The sequence below is a fragment of the Actinopolymorpha sp. NPDC004070 genome (genome assembly GCF_040610475.1).
Taxonomy (GTDB): Bacteria; Actinomycetota; Actinomycetes; order Propionibacteriales; family Actinopolymorphaceae; genus Actinopolymorpha.
In genome coordinates, this window is record NZ_JBEXMJ010000021.1 from 1 (window position 1) to 22165 (window position 22165).

At 70.6% G+C, this 22165-nt stretch carries 22 protein-coding genes and 1 pseudogene; 13 read left to right on the plus strand and 10 right to left on the minus strand.

What is annotated here, in order from left to right; genetic code table 11:
* Nucleotides 1-1268: DUF222 domain-containing protein (locus ABZV93_RS27445; RefSeq protein ID WP_354941587.1), on the minus strand; the 1268-nt coding region annotated here is incomplete at its 3' end.
* A gap of 103 nt (nucleotides 1269-1371) precedes the next feature.
* On the opposite strand from ABZV93_RS27445, the gene ABZV93_RS27450 reads away from it, so the two are divergent.
* The 5 genes from ABZV93_RS27450 (at nucleotide 1372) to ABZV93_RS27470 (ending at nucleotide 7712) form a co-directional block, all read left to right on the plus strand.
* Nucleotides 1372-2322, plus strand: coding sequence for a nucleotidyltransferase domain-containing protein (locus ABZV93_RS27450; RefSeq protein WP_354941589.1), 951 nt, complete (start codon nucleotides 1372-1374; stop codon nucleotides 2320-2322).
* A 208-nt stretch (nucleotides 2323-2530) separates the two neighbouring features.
* Nucleotides 2531-4585 (plus strand): beta-galactosidase, encoded by a 2055-nt coding sequence (locus ABZV93_RS27455; RefSeq protein ID WP_354941591.1) that lies wholly within the window; start codon nucleotides 2531-2533, stop codon nucleotides 4583-4585.
* Between the two features lie 63 nt (nucleotides 4586-4648).
* Nucleotides 4649-5677 carry an NAD(P)-dependent oxidoreductase gene (locus ABZV93_RS27460; protein ID WP_354941593.1) on the plus strand — a complete coding sequence of 343 codons (1029 nt, stop codon included), beginning with the start codon at nucleotides 4649-4651 and terminating at the stop codon, nucleotides 5675-5677.
* A complete protein-coding gene (locus tag ABZV93_RS27465) occupies nucleotides 5674-6546 on the plus strand; it encodes an aldolase/citrate lyase family protein (RefSeq protein ID WP_354941595.1) in 873 nt (290 codons plus the stop codon). Before ABZV93_RS27460 ends, ABZV93_RS27465 begins: the two co-directional genes overlap by 4 nt.
* The gene (locus ABZV93_RS27470; RefSeq protein WP_354941597.1) at nucleotides 6543-7712 is read left to right on the plus strand and encodes an enolase C-terminal domain-like protein; all 1170 of its coding nucleotides are present in this window, start codon (nucleotides 6543-6545) and stop codon (nucleotides 7710-7712) included. Before ABZV93_RS27465 ends, ABZV93_RS27470 begins: the two co-directional genes overlap by 4 nt.
* Nucleotides 7713-7721: 9 nt before the next feature.
* Here the strand turns inward: ABZV93_RS27470 and ABZV93_RS27475 are convergent, their stop codons facing one another.
* A complete protein-coding gene (locus ABZV93_RS27475; RefSeq protein ID WP_354941599.1) occupies nucleotides 7722-8330 on the minus strand; it encodes a DinB family protein in 609 nt (202 codons plus the stop codon).
* Between the two features lie 365 nt (nucleotides 8331-8695).
* On the opposite strand from ABZV93_RS27475, the gene ABZV93_RS27480 reads away from it, so the two are divergent.
* The 5 genes from ABZV93_RS27480 to ABZV93_RS27500 all read left to right on the plus strand — a co-directional run bounded on the left by ABZV93_RS27480 (nucleotide 8696) and on the right by ABZV93_RS27500 (nucleotide 13690).
* Entirely contained in the window at nucleotides 8696-9748 is a 1053-nt protein-coding gene (locus ABZV93_RS27480; RefSeq protein ID WP_354941601.1) for a glycosyltransferase family 4 protein, read from the plus strand.
* 289 nt (nucleotides 9749-10037) lie between these two features.
* On the plus strand, nucleotides 10038-11057 hold the full coding sequence (locus ABZV93_RS27485) for a glycosyltransferase (protein ID WP_354941603.1): 1020 nt from the start codon (nucleotides 10038-10040) through the stop codon (nucleotides 11055-11057).
* Between the two features lie 5 nt (nucleotides 11058-11062).
* Nucleotides 11063-12067: a hypothetical protein gene (locus ABZV93_RS27490; protein WP_354941604.1), complete on the plus strand. Its 1005-nt coding sequence runs from the start codon at nucleotides 11063-11065 to the stop codon at nucleotides 12065-12067.
* On the plus strand, nucleotides 12064-13536 hold the full coding sequence (locus tag ABZV93_RS27495) for a glycoside hydrolase family 130 protein (protein WP_354941606.1): 1473 nt from the start codon (nucleotides 12064-12066) through the stop codon (nucleotides 13534-13536). Before ABZV93_RS27490 ends, ABZV93_RS27495 begins: the two co-directional genes overlap by 4 nt.
* Before the next feature lie 22 nt (nucleotides 13537-13558).
* Nucleotides 13559-13690, plus strand: coding sequence for a hypothetical protein (locus tag ABZV93_RS27500; RefSeq protein WP_354941707.1), 132 nt, complete (start codon nucleotides 13559-13561; stop codon nucleotides 13688-13690).
* 17 nt (nucleotides 13691-13707) lie between these two features.
* On the opposite strand, the pseudogene ABZV93_RS27505 reads toward ABZV93_RS27500, so the two are convergent.
* Nucleotides 13708-13923 (minus strand): annotated as a pseudogene (locus ABZV93_RS27505) (WhiB family transcriptional regulator); the annotation flags it as partial.
* 251 nt (nucleotides 13924-14174) lie between these two features.
* Between ABZV93_RS27505 and ABZV93_RS27510 the strand changes: the two are divergent.
* Nucleotides 14175-14954, plus strand: coding sequence for a TetR/AcrR family transcriptional regulator C-terminal domain-containing protein (locus ABZV93_RS27510; RefSeq protein WP_354941607.1), 780 nt, complete (start codon nucleotides 14175-14177; stop codon nucleotides 14952-14954).
* Between the two features lie 23 nt (nucleotides 14955-14977).
* Here ABZV93_RS27510 and ABZV93_RS27515 read toward each other — a convergent pair whose 3' ends face one another.
* The 7 genes from ABZV93_RS27515 to ABZV93_RS27545 all read right to left on the minus strand — a co-directional run bounded on the left by ABZV93_RS27515 (nucleotide 14978) and on the right by ABZV93_RS27545 (nucleotide 18970).
* Nucleotides 14978-15439 carry an MSMEG_6728 family protein gene (locus ABZV93_RS27515; RefSeq protein ID WP_354941608.1) on the minus strand — a complete coding sequence of 154 codons (462 nt, stop codon included), beginning with the start codon at nucleotides 15437-15439 and terminating at the stop codon, nucleotides 14978-14980.
* 63 nt (nucleotides 15440-15502) lie between these two features.
* Nucleotides 15503-16081 (minus strand): hypothetical protein, encoded by a 579-nt coding sequence (locus ABZV93_RS27520; RefSeq protein ID WP_354941609.1) that lies wholly within the window; start codon nucleotides 16079-16081, stop codon nucleotides 15503-15505.
* Nucleotides 16078-16863 carry a hypothetical protein gene (locus tag ABZV93_RS27525; protein WP_354941611.1) on the minus strand — a complete coding sequence of 262 codons (786 nt, stop codon included), beginning with the start codon at nucleotides 16861-16863 and terminating at the stop codon, nucleotides 16078-16080. Before ABZV93_RS27525 ends, ABZV93_RS27520 begins: the two co-directional genes overlap by 4 nt.
* A 71-nt stretch (nucleotides 16864-16934) precedes the next feature.
* Entirely contained in the window at nucleotides 16935-17495 is a 561-nt protein-coding gene (locus ABZV93_RS27530) for a hypothetical protein (protein WP_354941613.1), read from the minus strand.
* A 15-nt stretch (nucleotides 17496-17510) separates the two neighbouring features.
* Nucleotides 17511-17723: a hypothetical protein gene (locus ABZV93_RS27535; RefSeq protein ID WP_354941615.1), complete on the minus strand. Its 213-nt coding sequence runs from the start codon at nucleotides 17721-17723 to the stop codon at nucleotides 17511-17513.
* A gap of 6 nt (nucleotides 17724-17729) precedes the next feature.
* Nucleotides 17730-18296, minus strand: coding sequence for a hypothetical protein (locus ABZV93_RS27540; RefSeq protein WP_354941617.1), 567 nt, complete (start codon nucleotides 18294-18296; stop codon nucleotides 17730-17732).
* A complete protein-coding gene (locus tag ABZV93_RS27545) occupies nucleotides 18296-18970 on the minus strand; it encodes a MauE/DoxX family redox-associated membrane protein (RefSeq protein WP_354941619.1) in 675 nt (224 codons plus the stop codon). Before ABZV93_RS27545 ends, ABZV93_RS27540 begins: the two co-directional genes overlap by 1 nt.
* Before the next feature lie 277 nt (nucleotides 18971-19247).
* On the opposite strand from ABZV93_RS27545, the gene ABZV93_RS27550 reads away from it, so the two are divergent.
* On the plus strand, nucleotides 19248-20069 hold the full coding sequence (locus ABZV93_RS27550) for a phytanoyl-CoA dioxygenase family protein (protein WP_354941621.1): 822 nt from the start codon (nucleotides 19248-19250) through the stop codon (nucleotides 20067-20069).
* Between the two features lie 115 nt (nucleotides 20070-20184).
* Nucleotides 20185-22134, plus strand: a complete 1950-nt coding sequence (locus tag ABZV93_RS27555; RefSeq protein ID WP_354941622.1) for an ABC transporter substrate-binding protein — start codon at nucleotides 20185-20187, stop codon at nucleotides 22132-22134.
* Nucleotides 22135-22165: the final 31 nt, after the last annotated feature.

Below are 22165 nucleotides of genomic sequence, written 5' to 3' on the forward strand. Positions count from 1 at the left end.
CGCACGGTGGCGGCGGAGATGGGTGTGCCGTCGGTGCCGAGGTAGCGGGCTGATCCGCCGCCTCCGCATTTCGGGCACCCGTCGTGCGGGTCGATATTCGGTTGTGGGCTTTGGCCTGGTGTTCGGGGTGGTGGTATCCCGTCCCCGAGCGAACCTGTGTCGGGTGATGGCCGTTTCGGCTTACCTGCTTGTCCTCCTGGGCCTTCGTCTTGGCCTGCTGCCTCCCGCTGTGTCGGTTCACCGGCGTGGCCGGGGTTCTTGGCCGCGCTCTTGGCGGTTCTTGTCTCGTTGGTCTTGGGGGTTCCGTATTTGGGGTCGGTGCAGGGGCAGGTGCAGGGTCTGGGGCGGATGGGGGTGGCGGTGTCGTCGATGGTCCCCGCACCCGTGCCCTTCAGGAGGGTGTCGAGGGGGATGGTGACCGCGATCTGGGGTGGTCTGCCGCCGCGGACGGGTGCGGTGGAGGCGGCGGCGAGCAGGCCGAGCGCTTCGGCGAACGCGTCCCCGCGGCGCTGTTCGATGGGGCGTGTGTCGGGTTCTGGGCCTTTCTTGGGTTCGGCGAGGGGTTCGATGATCTTGCGGAGCAGTTCCATCTCCCACACCGGCAGCGTGATCCGCACCGACTCCGACTGCGCGATCCCGTTCGGGACGTAGCGAAGGGAGCGTTTCTGTTCGGCCTTGCGGTCCTTACGCTCCAGCTCCTCTCCCAGCAGCCGCTCGGCCTCTTCGGGCGCGATCCGTTCCAGCAGAGACTCGCCCAGCCTTCGCAGCTCGTCGGGGTTGTGGGTCCGGGCCGCCTCGATCAGGAACTCCTCACCCCGGTCCCGTTCATCGGCACCGACGTATCCGGGGAGTTTCTTGATCGCTTCGGCGATCACACCGGCCTGCCGGGCCGACACCACCCCCGCCGCAAGAGCCTCACCGGTCAGCCGGGCCTCCTTGTCCAGGACCCGGGCCAGCCCCACGGCAGCGGATGCTTCGCTTTGTGCGTACCGCTGTGCGGTGCGCAGGTAGACCGTGGCGTTCGGCGAGCCGGTCAGCTTCCCGATGTCACAGGCTTCGCCCTGGCGGACCAGGGCCAACTCCAGTGCTTCGAAGCGGGCCTTCTTCGCCCTCGCCCTGGCGAGCACCAACCCGCACTCCTCCGCAGTCAAAGAGCCCTTCGGGACCACCCACGCCTCATCCAGGAACGGGTCCACCGAGTCGAGCGCAGCCAGGATCCGATCGGCGGCACCGCCACCGGTCCAGGCACCCCACTCACTCGAAGACACGATCGAATGCTATCGGCCACCACCGACAACGCTTCTTCGTTCGCTCACGAGAACCCCTTACAGCCAACGTGATTCTGCGCACCGGCGCGGAGGCCCGAAGAGGATGCCCGAGATCGTGTGGACCGCACCGCGAGGAGAGTGGGAGGCTGCGTTCGTGAACGTACGCGAGGCAATGGCTCGGCGCGAGCAGGAGCGGACGCGGCTGACGGACCGGTTGACCCGGCTCCTGGCCGACGACCAGCGGGTGCTCGCCGGTTGGCTGCACGGCTCCGTCGGGCGTGGCGAGGCCGACGGGCTGAGCGATCTGGACGTCACCGTCGTGGTGGCCGACGATGCGATGGTGGCGACCACCGGAGGTCCCGGCCGGCCCACGACCTACGAGCAGGTGCGAACCTCCCCGCGTGGCCGGTTCGTGGCCGGCCTGGGACAGCCAACGCTGCTGACCGAGGCGCCGCAGAACGCGCCGGCCGGCGGTGCGTTCCTGTCGTCGTTCTTCTCCGGGGAGTACGGCCCGCACGGAATCGACGGGGAATGGATTCCCCGGTCCACCGCGGCACAGCCGGAGAACACGCTGCTCCTGCTCGACCGGCGCGGCACGACGGCGCCGGAGTCCCCGAGCCGGTCGGAACGCGGCTCCCACGAGCTGACCCCAGGACCGGCGCCACGGTCGCCCCTGGAGACGGCGGTCGCGGAGTACTGCTCGTTCTGGGCGATGCTGATGTGGGCCGGCAAGTACGCCGCACGCGCCGATCCGGACGGCTGCGCGACCCTGCTGGCGTACGCCGTTCGGTCGCTGGACGTGGTGACCCGGTTCGCCGGTGTCACGCCGCCCACCGCGCCCAGCGCCACCACCGGCCTCTCCGCGGCCGCGGTCGGCGAGCGGCTTCGGGCACAGGCCAGGTCACTGTGGCTGCTCGCCGACCGGATGGACGCACTCGCCCCGCGCCTGGACGAGCGTGACGTGGTTCTTCCCGAGGACGTGAGCTCGGCCGTCCGGCGGTACCTCCGTCTGGTCGAGGAGCTGGTCGGGGCGGGTGGTGGAGACGGCAGGTGAGACGGAGCGGGTGCTGTCCGAAGGCGGCCACCAGATCGGGACTCCCCGGAGCTGAGCACCGTTCCCCTGCGCGGGTTGAGGTTTCGCCGCCCACAGAAGCCGGAGCAACCGAAGGTTGACGTCCACCGGCCGATCGCGGTCTTTCCGTCGTACGAGGCGGGGATGGGAGGATGACCGCGATCGGCTCCACGGCGAAGGGATGGCAGGAATGGCGCAGGACGACGGCCACGTGGACGTGAACTTCGGTCAGGTCCTCTACGGCGCCGACTACAACCCCGAGCAGTGGCCGGACGACGTCTGGGACGAGGACGTCCGGCTGATGCGAGAGGCACACGTCACCACGGTGAGCGTGCCGGTCTTCGGCTGGGTGTCGCTGCAGCCGGACGAGGAGACGTTCACCTTCGAGTGGCTGGACCGCGTGCTGGACAAGCTCGATGCGCAGGGAGTGCGGGCCAATCTCGCCACCGCGACCGCGTCGGTCCCGGCCTGGGTGACCCGCCGCTACCCCGACGTGCTGGTCATGGACGAGGACGGCGTCCGCCGTCGGCACGGCAACCGGCACACGTTCTGCCCGTCCTCGCCGAACTTCCGCCGGTTGTCCACTGCTCTCGTCCGCGAGATCGCCACGCGGTACGCCGACCACCCGGCCCTGCAGCTGTGGCACATCGGCAACGAGTACGGCACGTTGTGCTACTGCGGCCTGTGCGCGGAAGCCTTCCGCGCATGGCTGCGCGAGCGGCACGGCAGTCTCGACCAGCTCAACCACAACTGGAACACCGCTTTCTGGGGGCACACCTTCACCGACTGGTCGCAGGTCGAACCCCCTGTCAGCAAGGGCGAACGCGCCGTTCAGGCGTTGCGCATCGACTGGCACCGGTTCGCCTCGGACGCTCTGCTGAACTGCCTGCGCGCCGAGGTCGCGGTGATCCGTGAGGTGACTCCGGACGTTCCGGTGACCACCAACCTGATGGGTGCGTTCTTCCCGCTCGACTACCACCGCTGGGCGCGCGAGCTCGACATCGTGTCGTGGGACAACTACCCGCGCCCGAACGACCCGCCGGAGACGGTGGCGTTCAACCACGCGCTGATGCGCGGCCTGCGGGAGGGGCAGCCGTTCCTGTTGATGGAGCAGAGCCCGTCCCAGCAGAACTGGCAGCCCTACAACTGGATCAAGCCGCCGGGCCTGCTGCGGCTGCAGTCCTACCAGGCGGTCGCCCAGGGCGCGGACTCGGTGATGTACTTCCAGTGGCGGCGTTCCCGCGGCGGCATCGAGAAGCTGCACGGCGCCGTGGTCGAGCACCACGGCCGCTCCGACGCCCGGGTCTTCCGCGAGGTGGCCGAGATCGGCCGGGAGCTGGAGGCCCTCGGCACTCGCACGACCGGCGGGCGGGTCGCCGCCCGGGCCGCGGTGCTGTTCGACTGGCCGACCTGGTGGAGTCTGCGGTTCTCCAGCGGCCCGAGCGTCGACCTGGACTACCTCGAGCAGTGCCGGTCGGCCTACACCGCCCTGCACCAGCTCGGCGTGCAGGCCGACGTGCTCGCACCGGACGCCGACCTCTCGGCGTACGACCTGATCGTGGCGCCGGTGCTCACCATGGTCGAGGAGCCGGTCGCCACCGCGATCGCCGACCGGGTACGCGCCGGGGCGACCTTCGTGGCCACGGCGTTCACCGGGCTGGTCGACGAGCACGAGCTCGTTCACCCCGGCGGCGCGCCCGGTCCGCTACGGGACGTTCTCGGACTGACCGTGGAGGAGACCGACGCGCTCCCGCCGGACCGGACGAACGCGGTCCGGCTCGGCGCCGATGTGGAAACGTTGCCGGCCGGCACCGAGCTACCCGCCGGGATCCTGTGCGAGCGGGTGTTCCTGGAGGGCGCGAAACCGGTCGGGGAGTACACCCGCGACTTCTACGCCGGCGAGCCCGCTCTCACCCGCAACTCCTACGGCCAGGGCCAGGCGTACTACCTGCCCACGCTGCTCACCGGCGACGGCCTGCGGCGTCTCCTCACCGCGCTGTGCACCGAGGTCGGTATCGGCTCCCCACTCGCCGGCGGCGCCCCGCCACCGGCCGGGGTGGAGGTGACCCGCCGGGTCGGTCCGTCCGGAGAGGGTGTGCTCTACCTGCTCAACCACGGCGCGACCGCCGGCAACGTGCGGTTGCGTCCGGGCGTGCACACCGATCTGCTCACCGGGCGGACGTACGAGGGTGAGGTGCCGGTGCCACACCGTGGCGTGCTGATCCTGGCCGAGCCGACCGGCTGACCGCTCGGCGCGAGGCGGTCGTGCCACGGGAGGTCACGGGAGCACGAGAGAAGGGGACGGGCGATGGCGTTCCGGGTCGGAATCACCCGCGACTTCCGCGCACCCGACGGGAGCATCGGCTGGGGTGACATCGGGCTGTCGGCGCTGGAACAGGTGCCCGGCGTGGAGTGGGAGTTCCTGCCCACCGAGACCGACGGGCTCGACGAACTCCCGGCCGAGGTGGTGGCGGCGTACGACGCCCTGCTGGTCCTCACCCCGCGGGTGACCGCCGCGTCGTTGACCGGCGCAAACCGGCTGCGGATCGTGGCGCGGTTCGGTGTCGGCTACGACAACGTGGACGTGGCCGCGTGCACCGACGCAGGCGTCGTGGTCACCATCACCCCTGACGGAGTACGCCGTCCGGTGGCGGTCTCCGCGCTCACTCTCCTGCTGGCGTTGACGCATCGGGTCCGGGTAAAAGACCAACTGGTGCGCACGGGGCGCTGGGAGGACAAGCTCGACCACCTCGGGGTCGGCGTCACCGGCCGCACCCTCGGCGTCGTCGGCTGGGGCAACATCGGCCAGGAGGTGTCCCGGGTCTGCTCCCCGCTGGGCATGCGCCGACTCGCGGCCGACCCGTACGCCGACGCGGCGGCAGCGGTTCGGGCCGGCGTCGAACTCGTCGACCTGGACGAGCTTCTGGACCACTCCGACTTCGTGATCCTCACCTGCGCCCTGACGCAGCACACGCGCGGCCTGATCGACGCCGAACGCCTGGCGAGGATGAAGCCGTCGGCGTTCCTGGTCAACGTCGCTCGCGGGCCGGTCGTCGACCAGCCGGCGTTGACGCGGGCGCTCGCGGAGCGGCGGATCGCCGGCGCCGCCCTGGACGTGTTCGACCCCGAGCCACCCTCGCCCGACGACGCGCTGCTCGCGCTGGACAACGTCCTGCTGGCTCCGCACGCGATCGCCTGGACCGACGAGCTCGCGCTCGGCAACGGCCGCAGCGCGGTGCAGGCGATCCTCGACGTGGCAGCCGGTCGCCGTCCCACCTACGTGGTCAACCCGCAGGCGTGGGCGCCGCCCGCCCCGAGCGAAGGAGCCGGCCGTTGAACCAGTCCGAGCACACCCAGCAGCATGAGACCGGGGCGCAGTCCGAGACCGGCGTGCACCGGGCGGTCCGCGCGGGGGAACTCGTGGTGGGCACCTTCGTGTTCGAGTTCGCCACTGCGGGCATCGGGCGGCTGGCGGCCGGCGCCGGCGCGTCGTTCGTCATCTACGACACCGAGCACACCGGGTGGACCTGGGAGACCATCGGCAGGCTGGTGGCCACGACGCGGGGCACCGGCGCCGACAGCTACGTCCGGGTGCCCACCACCGACCGGTCGGAGATCTCCCGGGCGCTGGACGTCGGCGCCCGGGGCGTGATGGTCCCGATGGTGGAGTCCGCCGACCAGGCGAGCACCATCGTGGCCTGGGCGAAGTACCCCCCGGTGGGGCAGCGCGGTGCGGCGTTCGGCCTGGCCCACGACGACTACGTACGCGGTGACGGCGCCGCCTACATGCGCCGGTCCAACGCCGACAACCTCGTGTTGACACAGATCGAGACCGCCGCCGGTCTGGCGGCCGTGGAGGAGATCGCCGCCGTCGAGGGCGTGGACGTCCTGTGGGTCGGGCAGTACGACCTGACCACCAGCATGGGCATCCCGGGGGAGTTCGGTCACCCCGACTACCTGGCGGCTCTGGATCGCGTCGCCGCGGCGGCCCGCAACCACGGCAAGGTGGCGGGCTTCATGGCCGGAAGCCCTGCCGAGGCGGCGATGCTGGCCGAACGCGGCTTCTCGATGTTCGCCTACAGCGGTGACCTGTGGATCTACCAGGATGCGCTCCGGGCCGGAATCCGCGAGCTGCGAGAGACGGCGCAAGCGCGGCTTGCGGGCGGGACTCGCGACGGCGAGACAGCCACCAGGGAAGCACCGTGAGGATCACCGACGTCCGGGTCGCCGAGGCACCGATCGGTTCCGGCTTCTCCAACGCCGTCATCGACTTCTCCTCGATGACCGTCTCGGTGGTGGCCGTGGAAACCGACCGGGTGGTCGACGGCGAACGCGTGGTCGGCTACGGATTCAACTCCAACGGCCGTTACGCCCAGACCGGCATCCTCACCGGGCGGTTGCTTCCGCGCCTGCGCGCGTGCCTACCCGAGCGGCTGGTCGACGCCGGCACCGGGCTGCTGGACCCAGCCGCCGCGAACGCGGTGATGCGGACGAACGAGAAGCCCGGCGGGCACGGTGACCGGGCCGTCGCGGTCGGCATCTTGGACATGGCGCTGTGGGACGCCGCGGCGAAGGCGGCCGGTCAGCCGCTGCACCGGTTGCTGCGGAGCCGCTACGGCCTGCCCACTCCGGAGGACGATTCGGTCTGGGTCTATGCCGCCGGCGGCTACTACTACCCCGACGGCACGGTCGGCTCCCTCCGGGAGGAGATCCGGCGCTACCTCGAGCTCGGCTACCGCGACGTCAAGATCAAGATCGGCGGTGCCTCGCTCGCCGAAGACGTCGAACGTGTCGAGGCGGTGCTCGACCTGCTGCCCGACGGTTGCCGGCTGGCCGTGGACGCCAACGGGAGGTTCGACCTGCCGACGGCGCTGGCCTACGCCGAGGCGCTGTCGGCGTACGACCTGAACTGGTACGAGGAGCCGCTGGACCCCTTGGACTACCTCGGCCACGCCGTGCTCGCCGAGGCCTACCCGGGCTCGCTGGCCACCGGCGAGAACCTCTTCGCGGTGCCGGAGGTCCGCAACCTCGCCCGCCACGCCGGCCTGCGCGCCGACCGTGACGTGCTGCAGATGGACCCGTCGCTGAGCTACGGCGTACCGGAGTACGCCGCGATGCTCTCCTGTCTGGACGGTGCCGGGTGGCCGCCGACGCGCTGCGTGCCGCACGGCGGCCACCTGTACAACCTCGCCGTGGCGGCGGCCTTCGGCCTCGGCGGGTGCGAGTCGTACCCGCGGGTCTTCGAGCCGTTCGGCGGCTTCGCCGACGACGCGCCGGTTGCCGGCGGCCGGGTCCGGCCGAGCGACCGCCCGGGCGTGGGCATCGAGGGCAAGGCCGACCTGCACCGTCTGGTGCGCGAGTTGTTCGACTGAAGCCCGCGGTCAGCCCATGCTCTTCGCGCCGTCCAGGGACTCCCGGATGATGTCGGCGTGTCCCGCGTGCTGGGTCGTCTCGGCGACGATGGCGAGCAGCGCCCTACGTGCGGACCACCGGGCGCCCGGCGCGAACCACGGCGCCTCCGGCAGTGGGTGCGAGGCGTCCAGGTCCGGCAGTGTCGCGATCAGTTCGTCGGTACGACGGGCGATCTCCGCGTAGTGGTCGAGCACGCCGGCCAGCGTCTCACCGGGCTGCATCCGGAACTCCTCAGACCACTGCGCGATGACCTCCTCGCTGTACTGCATGCTCGCCGGACCCTCGACGATGAACCGTGTCCAGTTCGCCTCCGACGAGGCCACGTGCTTGATCAGGCCGCCGAGGCACAGCACGCTCGCGGTGGTCCGCGTGGCTGCCTGCTCGTCGGTGAGGTCGCGGGTGGTGTAGCGCAGGAAGTGCCGGGCCTGGGCCAGGGCGGCCAGCAGGTCGGCCCGCTCGCCGGTGACGGACGCGGCGGAGGCGGCGGAGGCGGCTGCCGCAGCGGCGGATACAGCGTCGGAGGCAGAGGTGGAGGCGGAGCTGGAGGCGGAGGGCTGGCTGGTGGTCGAGGCGGTCATGGCGGCGATCCCTTCTTCGGTGGCGTTTGATCCCACGGTAGGAGCCCCACCGGCCACTTCCTGTCCTCAATCAGCGCGCTCCGGAAATCAGCTTCCGAGCGGGCCAGCCGACCTGGCCGATGTCACGAGGTGTCACCGTCGCCGCTCGGCCGAGGCTGGCGCCGCGCACAGCCGAACCATTGTTTGTGCCCTGCGGTACCGATGTCCAATCCACGTTCGGCCGAATTTTTGAATTGTGATTGCCGGGCACCGTCACGGCTTTTGTGGAACCCGCCTCGGGGCACTGCCCTGAACCCAGGGAAAGACCGCTTGACGCAGCCGGGAATTCCGCGGTGAGGGATCGCGGCGTACGTATTCTGTCCGCTATGCCTCTTCAGCCTCACCTTCACCAGCGCCCGTTGAAGGTCGCCGTTCTCGGCCCGGTGGCATGGCGGACACCGCCGCGTCATTACGGTCCCTGGGAACTCGTCACCAGCCTGCTCACCGAGGGGCTGGTCGCCCGCGGGCTCGACGTCACGTTGTTCGCCACCCTCGACTCGCAGACCACCGCCACGCTGGACGGGATCTGCCCGAACGGGTACGCGGAGGACCCCGGGCTCGACGGCCGGGTGTGGGAGGCGATGCACATCGCGTACGCCCTCGAACGCTCGGGAGAGTTCGACCTCGTGCACAGCCACCTGGACTGGCTGCCGCTGGCGTTCTCCGCCCACTGCCGGGCGCCGCTGCTCACCACCGTGCACGGCTTCTCCGGCCGCGGCATCCTGCCCGCCTACGCCCGTGCCCGGTCGTCGTACGTCTCGATCTCCGACGCCGACCGCGCGCCCGAGCTCGACTACGTGGCCACCATCCACCACGGCATCAACCTGACCGAACTCCCGTACTCACCCGACGGTGGCACCGGCCTGGTCGCGTTCGGCCGGATCCATCCGGACAAGGGAACCGCCGAGGCGATCGACGTCGCTCGCCGCGCCGACCTGCCGTTGACGATCTGCGGGATTGTTCAGGATGAGAGTTATTTCATCGAACGCGTCCGTCCGCACATCGACGGCGACCGGGTGCGCTACCTCGGTTCGGTGGGACCGAAGGACCGGGCGGAGATCCTCGGCAACAGCCTCGCGCTGCTGCATCCGATCTCCTTCGACGAGCCGTTCGGACTGTCGGTCGTGGAGGCGATGGCCTGCGGAACTCCCGTGGTGGCGTTCCGCCGGGGCTCGATGCCGGAGGTCGTCGACGACGGGGTGACCGGCTTTCTGGTGCACACCGTCGAGGAGGCCGTCCGGGCGGTGGGCGTGGTCGGCGCGCTGGACCGGGCGGCCTGCCGTAAACATGTGGAAGAACGCTTCGGAGTGGACCGGATGGTCGACGAATACGTGCGTGTCTACCGCGATATCGCCTCAACCGAGTTGAGCCCTTGGTAAATTCACAGGCGCCGAAGAGACCCGACCGGGTCCGGTGCAGGTTCGCGGAGGCCGATTTCGTAGGAAGGCGCCCCGCTGAACCCGTTTTTGTTGGCCTCGAGAAAGCCCGGGCCGGCTGGCGCCTTCCCCCGTGTGGCAGTAATTGCCGCCCGGGCGCATGAGCAGAAGGCACGGTATGGCTACCAGCTTTGGCTTCCTCAGTACCCACCCCCCGACGCAGTGCGGTCTGGCGACCTTCAACTGCTCACTCGCCGCCCAGCTCACAGCGGGTGGCGTCGGCGGTGGGATCGTGCGGGTTCTCACGGAGGGTGACGATCGTCGCGCCTCGCCGGGTGTCGTACACACCTGGTCGGCCGCCCACGCCACCGGCTGGCTGGGTGCTGCCTCGGCACTGAACCAGTTCGACGTGGCGGTGATCCAGCACGAGTACGGCATCTACCCCGGCCCCGACGGCCAGGACGTTCTGCCGCTGCTGCGACGACTGCGGGTTCCGAGCATCGTGGTGCTGCACAGCGTCCTGACCAACCCGAGCTTCCGGCAGCGGATCCTGCTCGAGCAGATCGGTTCGATGGCCGACGCGGTGGTCACCATGACGCAGGCCGCACGCGACCGCCTGGTGGCGGGGTACGCCGTGGACCCGGCGAAGGTGACGGTCATCCCGCACGGCGCGCCCGAGTACGTCACCCGGCCGACCGAGGCCCGGACGGCACCACACCTGCTCACCTGGGGCCTCATCGGGCCCGGCAAGGGCATCGAGTGGGCGTTGCAAGCGCTGCCACACCTGCGCGACCTCGACCCGCGGCCGACCTACACCGTGGCCGGCCGCACCCACCCGAAGATCCTGGAACGCGACGGCGAGGCCTACCGCCGCGGCCTGCAGCGGCTGGGCGAGGAGCTCGGCGTGGCCGACACCGTCACTTTCGACGCGGTCTACCGCGACACCGAGTCGCTGAACCGGCTGATCCGGTCCGCCGACGTGGTGGTGCTGCCCTACGACTCCCGCGAGCAGGTCACCTCCGGCGTACTCATCGAGGCGGTCGCGGCGGGCATCCCCGTGGTGGCGACGAGCTTCCCGCACGCGGTGGAACTGCTCGCCGACGGCGCCGGCCTGGTGGTTCCGCACCAGGACCCCGTGGCCCTGGCGGCGGCCGTCCGGCGGATCCTCACCGAGCCCGGACTGGCCGGCGGGATGGTCGGCGCGAGCACCACCTCGACGCTGAGCTGGCCGGCGGTGGCCGAACGGTACGACACCCTGGCCAACCGTCTCCTGGCCGCGCGGCGTTACACCGCGGCGGCGCTGCCGTCGTGATGTCCGTGATCGCGCCCGCGCCCTCGTTCAGCCACGTCATCCGGATGTCGGACGACACCGGGCTGTTCGAGCATTCTCGCAACGCCATCGTGCGCCGTGAGCACGGTTACTGCACCGACGACGTGTCCCGCGGGCTCGTCGTCACCAGCCGCGAGCCGGACCCCTCGGAGGAGGTGGTCCGGCTGGCGGAGATCTACCTCACGTTCCTCACCCACGCCCAGGACCACACCGGCGCGTTCCGCAACCGGCTGGGTCACGACCGGCGGTGGAGCGACCGGCCGGCCCTCGGAGACTGGTGGGGGCGGGCATTGTGGGGTCTCGGCACCGCCGCGGCCCGCAACCCCGCTCCATGGATCCGCAAGGAGGCCATGATCGCCTTCGACCTCGGGGCCACCAAGCGGTCCTGGGCGGTGCGCGCCATGGCGTTCGCCGGACTCGGCGCGGCCGAGGTGCTCCGCGCCCACCCTGACCACAAGGGTGCGGCGGCGCTGCTCGCGGACGCCGCCAAGGCCGTGGGCGGCCCGGGCGAGGACCCCGACTGGCCGTGGCCGCAGGAGCACCTCACCTATGCCAACGCCTCGCTGGCCGAGGTGGTCATCGCCGCCGGAAAGCTGGGCGGTGACCAGCGGGTGCTCGAGTCGGGGCTGCGGATGCTCGCCTGGCTGCACGACGTCCAGCGCAACGGCGACCGGCTGTCGGTGATCGCGGTGGGCGGATACCGCCGCAACGGTCCCCGGAACCGCCACGACCAGCAGCCGATCGAGGTGGCCAGCTTCGCCGACGCGTGCGCCACGGCGGCCGAGGCGACCGGCGACGAGTCCTGGGACGACGGGATCAGCCAGGCGGTGGCGTGGTTCCTCGGCGACAACGACCTGGGCACGCCCATGTGGGACTCCACCACCGGTGGCAGCTACGACGGGCTCACCCCGACCGGTCCCAACCCCAACCAGGGCGCGGAGTCGACCCTCGCGCTCGTGTCCACCCTGCAGCACGCCAGGCGCCTGTCGTGACGGCACCGGGCCTGGCCTCCCGGCTGGACCTGGTGCTGGCCCCCGACTCCCGTCGGGTGATCATCCGGCCGTTCGTGCCGGGGGAGGACGACGACCTCGTCCGCGCCCGGATCTCCGCACTGGTCGAGCGGGTCGTCCGCCTCGACGACGACGAGACCGGGCGGCTCCTGCAGCAGACGCTGCTGCACTTCGGGGAACGTCACCACGACCTGGAGATGACGTTCCTGCACCACTACGACCTCGTACGCCCGCGCATCGACCGGCACGCCGAGCTGTCACCCACGGCCCGGCTGCTGGTCGGTGCGTACTGCAGTCAGGAGTTCGCCGTCGAGGCGGCTGCGCTGTGCAACCCGTCGATGGTGCCCCACCCGGACCAGTCCGGCCTGTCCGCCGGCCAGTTGCGGGTGGCGCTGAGCCTGCGCCAGATCGGCGAGGGGCACCTGTCCTCGATCGGGTTCGCCACCGGCGTGATCGACCCCGGTCGTGGCCGCCTCGACGTGGCCGACCGGCGGGGTCCGCTGCTGGCCGGCCGGCGGGCCGGCACCCGGCACCGCCGGGACCTGTTCGCCTCGGGGCTGGAGGAGGACGGCTGGAACGACAAGGTGTCCGCGGCCGTCCTCGCCTCCCTGCCGGAGGGGTTCGACGACGAGGACTTCGACCGCGCGCTGTCCCACCTGCCGGCGGACCTGCTGGCCGGCGAGGAGGAGGCGGCCGCGGTGGACCGGCTCCGGTGGGCCGCCTCGGCCAGCTACGCCGTCACCTTCCCCGAGGAGGTGCCGCTGAGCCAGCGGGTGCTGTGGCCGCTGACCGCCACCGAGAGCAACGGCATGGAGGACGCGCGGTTCGTGCGGTTCGTGGCCGACGACGGTGAGGCGGCCTACCACGCGACCTACACGACGTACGACGGCAGGCACATCAGCGTGCGCATGCTGAGCACCGCGGATCTGCGCAACTTCGAGGTGACACCGGTGCGGGGGCCGGCCGCGCGCAACAAGGGGATGGCGTTGTTCCCGCGTACCGTCGGTGGCCGCCACTTCGCCCTGTGCCGCTCCGACGGGGAGACCATCGGGCTGAGTGCGCTGGACCGGCAGAACCGCTGGCAGCAGCCGGTGCCGCTGTACGTCCCCCGCCTCGGCTGGGAGCTCACCCAGGTCGGCAACTGCGGTTCACCGCTGGAGACCGAGGCGGGCTGGCTGGTGCTCACCCACGGGGTCGGGCCGATGCGGAGGTACGCCATCAGCGCGCTGCTGCTCGACCTGCACCGGCCCGAGCGGGTGATCGCCCAGCTGCCCGGAGTGCTCCTCGCGCCCCAGGACGAGGAGAGCGAGGGGTACGTGCCGAACGTCGTCTACTCCTGCGGCGGCGTGTTACACGCAGGAACACTGTGGTTGCCCTACGGCGCAAGCGACACCCGGGTCGGCTTCGCCACCGTCAACGTCGCCACCCTGCTCGCCGCGATGGGACAGTGACGACGCCTGGACCAGCACGGGCGTGCCGTTCGGGGTGGCGGACGCGGCGGCCCTCGTCCGTACCGGCGCGGGCACCGGCAGGGCGGAGGCGGTGATCCGCCCGCGTCGTACGGCGTTGCGGTTGGCCTCGGTGGTGCCACCCCACACGCCGTAGGTCTCCGGCAGTCCCAGCGCGTGGGAACGGCAGGGTTCGAGAACGGGGCAGGCCGCGCAGAACTCCAGCGCCCGGGCCTCGCGGGTCAGTCGCTGCGGAGGTTTCTCGCCCTCCGGTCCGTAGAACAGCCCGTCAGGTGCACGGACGCAGGCAGCCTCGTGGTGCCACGCCCGCGACCGGGCGGGCATCGGCTTCCTCCGGCCGCCCGGGACGGCAGCACGCCGTCGTGCCATGCGAGAACCCCATTCCGCTGCTTTCGTCCGGCTTGTGCCGGCCTCCCGCGCTCACCCCCGCGTTCTCGCGCCTTGCTCGAGCCCCTTCGTCCCCTGACATGGGCTCACGGTGGGCTTACGGTGTAAGCGACGCCGTTGCGCCAACCTTACGTTGTAAGCGGCCCTGCGCAAAGCACGCGTCGGACTCCGACGTGGTACGCAGGGGGGTGGACACGCCCAGGCCGGCGCCACGGCGAGACAGGAGCGTCCCCATGAATGCACCCGGGACACCGCAACCTTCAGGCGGTGACAGATCGACCCGGTCGACCGGCTCGACGCGCACCCACGACAACTCGGCCCCCGGGCGCGGCGGCCTCAACCGCGAGCTGATCGTCTCCGCGGCCATCGAGTACGTCGACGAGCACGGGCTGGCGATGCTCACCATGCGCCGCCTCGGCGAGCACCTGGGCGTGGAGGCGATGTCGCTCTACCGCTACGTGAACGGCCGGGAGGACCTGCTGGAGGAGATCGTCCGCCGGATGGTGGACGGCCTGCACGTGGACCGCGCCCGGCGCGAACTCCTCGCCGGCCCCGGCTGGCAGGCCTACCTCCAGTGGCTCGCGCACGCCGTCCGCCGGCTGGCCCGCCAGCATCCGCAGCTGTTCCCGCTGATCGCCACCCGGCACCCGGCTGCGCCCTGGCTGCGGCCGCCGCTGCGCAGCCTGGACGTGGTCGAGGACTTCCTGGCCACCCTCGTCGACCGCGGGTTCACCATGGAGGACGCCGTGATGGCCTACCGCGCGTTCACCAGCTACCTGCTCGGCTACCTCCTGCTGGAGGTGTCCACGCTGAGCGGCCGCACCGTCGCCGAGGACTCGCTGACCGAGGTGGCCAAGTCCCCACCGGCCTCACCGGTGCCACTGGACGGCTACCCCCACATCCAGCGGCTGGAGACGCTGCTGTCCCAGGACCACACCGACCTGGAGTTCGAGCTGTCCCTGGAGGACATGCTGGACCGCATCGAGCGGCTGCTGGCCAGCGACCGGTCCTGAGCCTCAGCGGTCGCACTCCAACCTCAGCGGTCGGACGCAGGCCAGACGTAGGGCAGATCGGGAGGTACGCCGGGGAAGAGGCCGGCGTACGTCGCGCTGTCCTTGCGGACCAGCGCGGACTGGTGACTGCGGTGGAAGTCCGGGTCGCCCAGCCACGGCGGCAGCTCGCCGGCGTCGGCGAGGGCGGACTGTTCGCGGATCTCCTCCCGCCCGGTGGCCTGGGCGAGGTCGGCCCGCATGGTGGCGGCGCAGGTGTCCCGGCGGCCGGTGCCCGTCCAGACCCGGCAGACCTCCAGCCCGTACCTCACCAGCGCCTCGGGGTAGCCGGTCCACATCCGCACCACCGGGTGGTGCCGCCAGCCGTGGCCGGGGACGGTGAGCCCGCGCAGCACCTGCAGGGTCTCGACCCGCTGCTTGCCCAGCCGGCGCTGGTCGAGGACCCGGGCGGAGGCGGCGAAGTCGGCGTACGGCAGGAACGTCTGCATCCTGCAGGGTTTCCCGACACCGCCCGGGCCAATCCCGACGGGTGCCGTTCGAGCTGGGCTGCCCTAGTCGTCGAGGAACTCCCGGCACGCGGACTTGTAGTGGTAGTCCGGCCCGCAGTCGTTCGTCACGTAGGTCTTGCCGTCCGAACAGATCACGCTCGGCAGGTCGCCGCCGGACTGTCCGCGCCGCCAGACCCAGGCGTTGATGACCTCGGTGTCGGCCAGGTTCCAGCACCGGAAGTCGATCCGGTAGTCCTCGTACTCGCACTCGTCGTGCCACCTGCCGTCGACGGCCGTGCGGTGGCGCCTGATGTTGGGCTTGCAGTAGCGCTGGCTGACCCGAGCGGCGTCGGGGTTGCACCACCGCCAGTCGGTACGCCGAGAGCTGGTGCTGTAGTCGTGGCAGTTGTTCCAGTACTCCCACGGGTCGCCGCCGTGCCGGCTGGCCTGCGCCTCGCGACCGCCGGGCAGCAGGTCCAGGGCGCTCAGGCCGAGCACCATGCCGGTGGTCAGGACCCCCTTGAGCAGGCTGCGGCGGTTGATGTGGTCGCGTTCGATCAGCTTGCGCACCGCGCTCGGTGTGGCGTTGGCGGGCGGCGAGCTCGCACTCGGGATCGGGATCGGGGTGGTGTCAGTGGTCATGACCATGCCTTCTTTCCGGTGCTCTTTCCGGTGTCCTCGCGTGGCCAGCACAGTTCGGTGACCCGGTGCAGGAACTCCACCCGCCGCTCACAGAGGTGTTTGTGGTCGCGTTCGCCGGCGAGGGTCGTGACGGTGGACGGGGTGGCGTGGATGACCACCATGTCCGAGGACCCCTGGTCCGCGGGGGAGACCTCCTCGGCCCACACCTCACCGGTGGGAACCGCCGCGCCCGACCACACCGGCACCAGCCGGTGCGCAAGGGCGGGTTGACGGATGTCGAGGTGGCCGACCCCGGGGATCCGCTTGCTGACCTCGAGCACCTCGACGTTGTGCGCGGCCGGCCGGCCCGCGGTCACCCGCAGGCCCTCCGGGCTGTCGTGGAAGCCGAGCCCGGCGAAGTAGCGGAGTACGTGCGAACCCGGCATCTTCGGGTCCGGCAGCCAGGTCGCCGCCTCGTGCCAGGGCCCCCGCCACACCGCGAGTCCCTGGTCGGCCTGGTCGCTGTGGCCGATCATGCACTGGCCGCCCTGCATCTGGACGACGTTGCTCCAGTGCCCGTCGATGACGCGTTCGAGGACGTGGTCGTAGTTGCCGGCCCTGGCGATGTGCAGCTGGCGCAGGTCGAGGCCTTCCGGCGTACCCGCGTAGGGCCGGTTGGTCGTGATGCGGACCGAGGCCGACCACGGCTCGGTCAGGTCGTATCCGGGCGCGCACAGCGTCACCCGGCCGCCGTCCGCGGACCGGAAGTGCGTACGTGCGGAGGCGTGCTGGTCGTCGTGCACCGTGGCTCCTGTCGTCGTGTGGTGATCGGGCGGGTTGGTGGGGCCGGTCGGTCAGCCGGCCGGTCTGGCGGTCAGCCGGTTCCGGTGGCGGCCAGCAGGACCACGGCGAGGACGCAGCAGCAGGCGAACGTCAGCAGCAGGCGCAGGGTCCGGTCGTACGCCGCGAGTCGGCCGTCCCAGTGGCCGTCGTCTCGATGGGCATGCCGGGCCAGCACCATGGCGGCCCGGCCGGCACCGAACGCCAGGCCCGCGGCCAGTCCCTGCGGCCAGGTCGCGCACAACGCCACGGCCAGTACCAGCACGTGGGGAAGGCCCGTGGTCATGTACGTACGCACACCGGTGCCCATCTCGAAGCCGAAGTGCAGGGCGCCGTAGCGAGGTCCGTCGTCGCCGATCGACTCCGGAACCTGCCTGCCGTTCTGCGGCAGCCGCAGCCGCAGGAGGCCGAACTCGTTCAGGCCGACCAGGACGGCGACCGCCACGACCGCGACCGCGGCCGGGACCGGGCGTACGACCGGCCGCACCAGCAGGCCGAGCGCCACCGCGACCACCGCGCTGGTGAGGCCACCGGCCAGCAGGCCGGCACTGAACCACCACCGGGAACGTTCTCGCCAGACTGACGAGACCAGCATCGCCGAATTGTGGCTTCATACCGAGCCCGAGATGGAGTACCCCGCGGCCAGTGCCAGCACGACCCAGGCGAGCAGGACCGGGGCGGTGGCGAACGCCCACCACCGGGCCAGCGCCGGCACGGCCAGGGCGGCCAGGAGCAGCGCGGCAGCGGGTGCCAGCGGATGGGTGAGGTGCCGGCGAGAGCGGGGCGAGCGGGTCCCGCCCACGGTGTCTGCCCGGATCGACATGTGTCGTCAGCCGTTCTGGCCGGGGTTGGACGTCGCGGAGGCCTCGGCCAGCGCCTCGGCGTCGGTGACCACCGCGTCGACGACCTTCTTCGAGCCGGCCGGCTCCCGGGTCACCATGGCGCCGGCCCGGTCCAGGACCACGATCGCCGGCCGCCACCCCGGATCCAGCAGGTGGCAGGCGGCCGGGTCCGCGACGAACCTCGCGCCGGTGAGTCCGGCGAACTTCGCCACCTGCGTACGGGCTAGCACCACGAAGTCCAGCGCCGCCGACGATCCGTTCGCCCGGTCGTCGAAGTACGGCGCGACCTCCGCGCACACCGGGCAGTTGTCGTCGACCAGCAGGACGACGGCGCACATCGCGTCGTCTCGTGGGCGCACCGACAGCGGGGTCTCCGGGGTGTGCGGGATCGTTCCCACACTGCCCGCCCCGCCGTCCGCCGCGACGGTCACGCCGACCGCTGCGGCCACGCCGGCCTGCAGGTCGCGAAGCTGGCGCAGCATCCCGGCCATCGCGAAGGCGAGGAGCGCCAACGCCAACCAGGCGAGGACGACCGCGCCGACAAGAGCTTGCATCAGTTCCTCCGGAACGAGGTGGTTGGAGACGACGGCTGGGCGCACCGGTGTTTCGCGGGTGCAGTCGCCGGAGTCGAAGGGTGCGCAAGGACCGCCTGCGTCGTACGGAACGAGGCGGGCACCAACGCCGTGAGAACGGCGAGGACGAGTGCCGGTACGAGGACGGACACCGACGCGAGCCGGCCAGTCCCGGTAAGGCTTTCGACGAAAGGTGTGGGACCGGTGGAAAGACTCGCGGCGACCGCGGCCGCGACGGCGAACCCTCCGGCCCGCACCAGCACAGGTAACCGGAGCGGCCCGTCGCCGCGCAGGCACCCACACGGTGCGTCCGGACGGGTGCGGCGCAACGCCGTCAGGTACGTCAGAAACCCTGTGTAGACAACCGCCTCGCCCACCATCGCAGGCAGGACGAGCCTGCTCGGCAGTGCCGAGGTCGTACGCAACGACGACAGCGCACCACCGACGACGGCCCCGCCCACGCCGACTTCGGCCACCACCAGCGCGACCGCGCCGGCACGACGTCCTCGGCCGGGCAGCAGACCGTGCACCAGAAGAGTGGCCCGGAGCCGGTCGAAGGCCCGGGCGTGGCCGAGGCCGGCCCACAGCAGGAGAAGGCCACCGGCCACAGCGACGGCCGAGCAGACCAGCTCCGCGACGGACCGCACTGCAGCCACCGAGTCCCCTCCTGGATCTGGCCGTCGGCCCTTTGTGTCCGGCCGCCTCGTGTCCGGACGGTTTGTGTCCGGCGCAGCCGGCGAACCCATGTGGCGCGGTGCGCTCGCGGGTTCTCGTGCTGCCAACTGCTGGTTTCCCAACCCGGACGCGGACGCCAAACGGGTCCGGCGTCGGTTGATTGCTGACCGTGGGCGGTCAGTTGTTTGACGGCCCCCACCCCGCCTGTTAGGCAGAAGTCGTCTTTGTGCGTGCAGTGCTCCGGCCGAGGAGATCCGCATGTCGAAACTTCGTCGCCGCATCGACGAACAGGGTTACGTCGTGGTCCCGGGCGTGGTCCCCAGGAAGAACGTGGACGCCGTCGTGGCCGACATCTGGCGGCACACCGGCGCCGACCCGAACGACCGGACCACGTGGTACGCCCCGGACCGGATCGGACCGGCCGGCATGGTGGAGATGTATCACTACCAGTCGATGTGGGACACCCGTCAGGACGAGCGGGTGCACGAGGTGTTCGCGGAGATCTTCGGCAGCGAACGGCTGTGGGTGAGCATCGACCGTACGAACCTCAAGCCGCCGTCGGTCCCGGAGTATCCCGACTACCACCATCGCGGTTTCCTGCACTGGGACACCGATCTGGAACGGTATCCGGACATCCCGTTCGGAGTGCAGGGCGTGCTTGCCCTGGCCGACACCACCGAGGACATGGGTGGCTTCCAGTGCGTCCCGAGCATCTACCAGAACCTCCCCGCCTACCTGGAGAAGTACGGCCGGTCCCGGCAGGCCGACCTGACCGAACACTCTCCGGTGCAGGTGCCGCTGCGGGCCGGTGACATGGTCATCTGGACCTCGTTGCTGGCACATGGCAACGGCGACAACCACACCGACCGGCCCCGGCTGGCGCAGTACATCTCGATGAACCCCGCACGGGAGAACGACGAGCAGACCAGGCAGGCACGCATCGCCGCCTGGCAGGAGAACCGCCCGCTCGCGCACCACCGTGCGTTTCCCGGCGACCCGCGGGGCATCGAGGCGGCGCGCGGCCGGCCGGCCGCGCTCACGTCCCTGGGCCGGCGCCTGCTGGGCCTGGATCGCTGGTAGCCCCTGACGCGGGCCGCGTCGCGGACCCGACCGGCGGCGGAGGCCGGTCGATCCAAGGGGAGTGTGAACGCACGTGTGTGCGGGGGTGGTGTGAGCCGGAGCCTAGGAGGCGGACATGGCAGAAGCGGTGACCCGGCGGGACGTCCTGCGGGTGGGTGGTGTCGCCGTGACGGTCGCGGTGACCGGAAGCGCGTGCAGCTTCCTGTCCACCAAGCCCAGTGGCAGCGACGCAGACGCCGGTTCGGCGAAGAAGACCAAGGAACCACCCGCGCTGGCCGCGAAGGTCAAGGCCGGGAAGCTGCCGGCTGTCAAGGACAGGTTGCCGGCCAAACCGCTGGTGGTGAAGCCGAACGAGAAGATGGGACGGTACGGCGGGGCCTGGCACCTGCGGCTCAAGGGTGAGGCCTACGGCGACGCCGCGACGATCTACTCCTTCGCCGGATACGAGAACCTCGTGCGCTGGGACCCGACGTTCAAGAAGGTCGTCCCGGACATCGCCACCAGCTACCAGGTCAACGCCGACAGCACAGAGTATGTCTTCGTGCTCCGGGAGGGCATGCGCTGGTCGGACGGCAAGCCGTTCGGTCCCGACGACGTGGTCTTCGCCGTCCAGGACATCCTGATGGACAAGCGCATCACCTCGATCCCGCCGTTCGGTGACATGAAGGCCGCCAAGGTGGACGACCACACCGTCAAGGTCACCTTCACCAAGCCCAACGGCACGTTCGTCAACTACCTCGCCACCCGGCGGGGTGCGGCGCTGACCGACTACCCCCGCCACTACCTCGAGAAGTTCCACCCGAAGTACAACCCCCAGCACGCCGCGGAGGCCAAGAAGATCGGCTTCAAGGACGGCATCACCTTGCTGCAGGACGTCGGCGGGACGTGGAGCTTCGGCCGCAACCCGGACAAGCCGACGTTGTACGCGTGGGTGCTCACCACCTCTTCCGACCAGAAGTCCCAGGTGGTGGTGGAACGCAACCCGTACTACTGGAAGGTCGACCCGGAGGGCAGCCAGCTGCCCTACATCGACCGGATCGTCTTCTCGGTGGTGGGAGACGACGAGGCCGCGCTGCTCAAGACGCTCAACGGCGAGATCGACGTGTCCACGCCGCAGCTGAAGGACAAGCCGGTCGTGGCGAAGTACCGCGAACGCGGCGACTTCCGGTTGTTCGACGTCGTGCCCGAGGCGATGAACGTCGCCTGCATCTACCCCAACCTCACCCACGACGACCCGGTCAAGCGGGAGATCTTCAACAACCGCAACTTCCGGGTCGGGCTGTCGCACGCGATCAACCGGCAGGAGATCATCACGGCGGTGTTCCAGCGGCAGGGCGAACCCTGGCAGGTGGCACCGCGCAAGGAGTCGACCTACCTCGACAAGGAGATGGCCAAGCAGTACACCGAGTACGACGTGGCGACGGCCAACGAGATCCTGGACAAGGAATACCCGAAGAAGGACGCCAGGGGAGTACGCCTGGGGCCGGACGGCAAGCCCATCTCGTTCCTCGTCGACGTGGCCACGATCGTCCCCACGTGGGCGGACGTGCTGTCGCTGGTGGTCGGCTTCTGGCAGAAGGTCGGCATCGACGCCCACGTCAACTCCGGCAGCCCGGAGATCGTGGTCGAGCGCGGCTCGGCCAACAAGCACGACTTCTCGGTGTGGGCGGGCGAGGGCGGGCTGGACGGCGTGGTCCTGCTGAACCCCTACAACTACCTGCCGTTGCTCAACCCGTACTCGTTCTTCGGCGTGAAGTGGGCGGAGTGGTACAACACGAAGGGCAAGACCGGCGAACGCCCGCCGGCCGACGTCCGGCAGCAGATGGCGTTGTACGACAAGGTGAACGCGACCTCGGACATGGACCAGCAGGCCCGGCTGATGAAGGAGATCCTGGCGATCGCCAAGCAGCGCTTCCACGCCATCGGGATCGCGGCGCTCCCCAACGGCTACGGCACGGTGGCGAACAAGATCGGCAACTGGCCGAAGTTCACCACCGAGGGCGCCTGGGTCTACATGTCACCCGCACCGACGAATCCCTGCCAGTACTACATCAAGCCGAGCTGACCACTCGGTAGGCCGAGATTCCAGGGCGCGT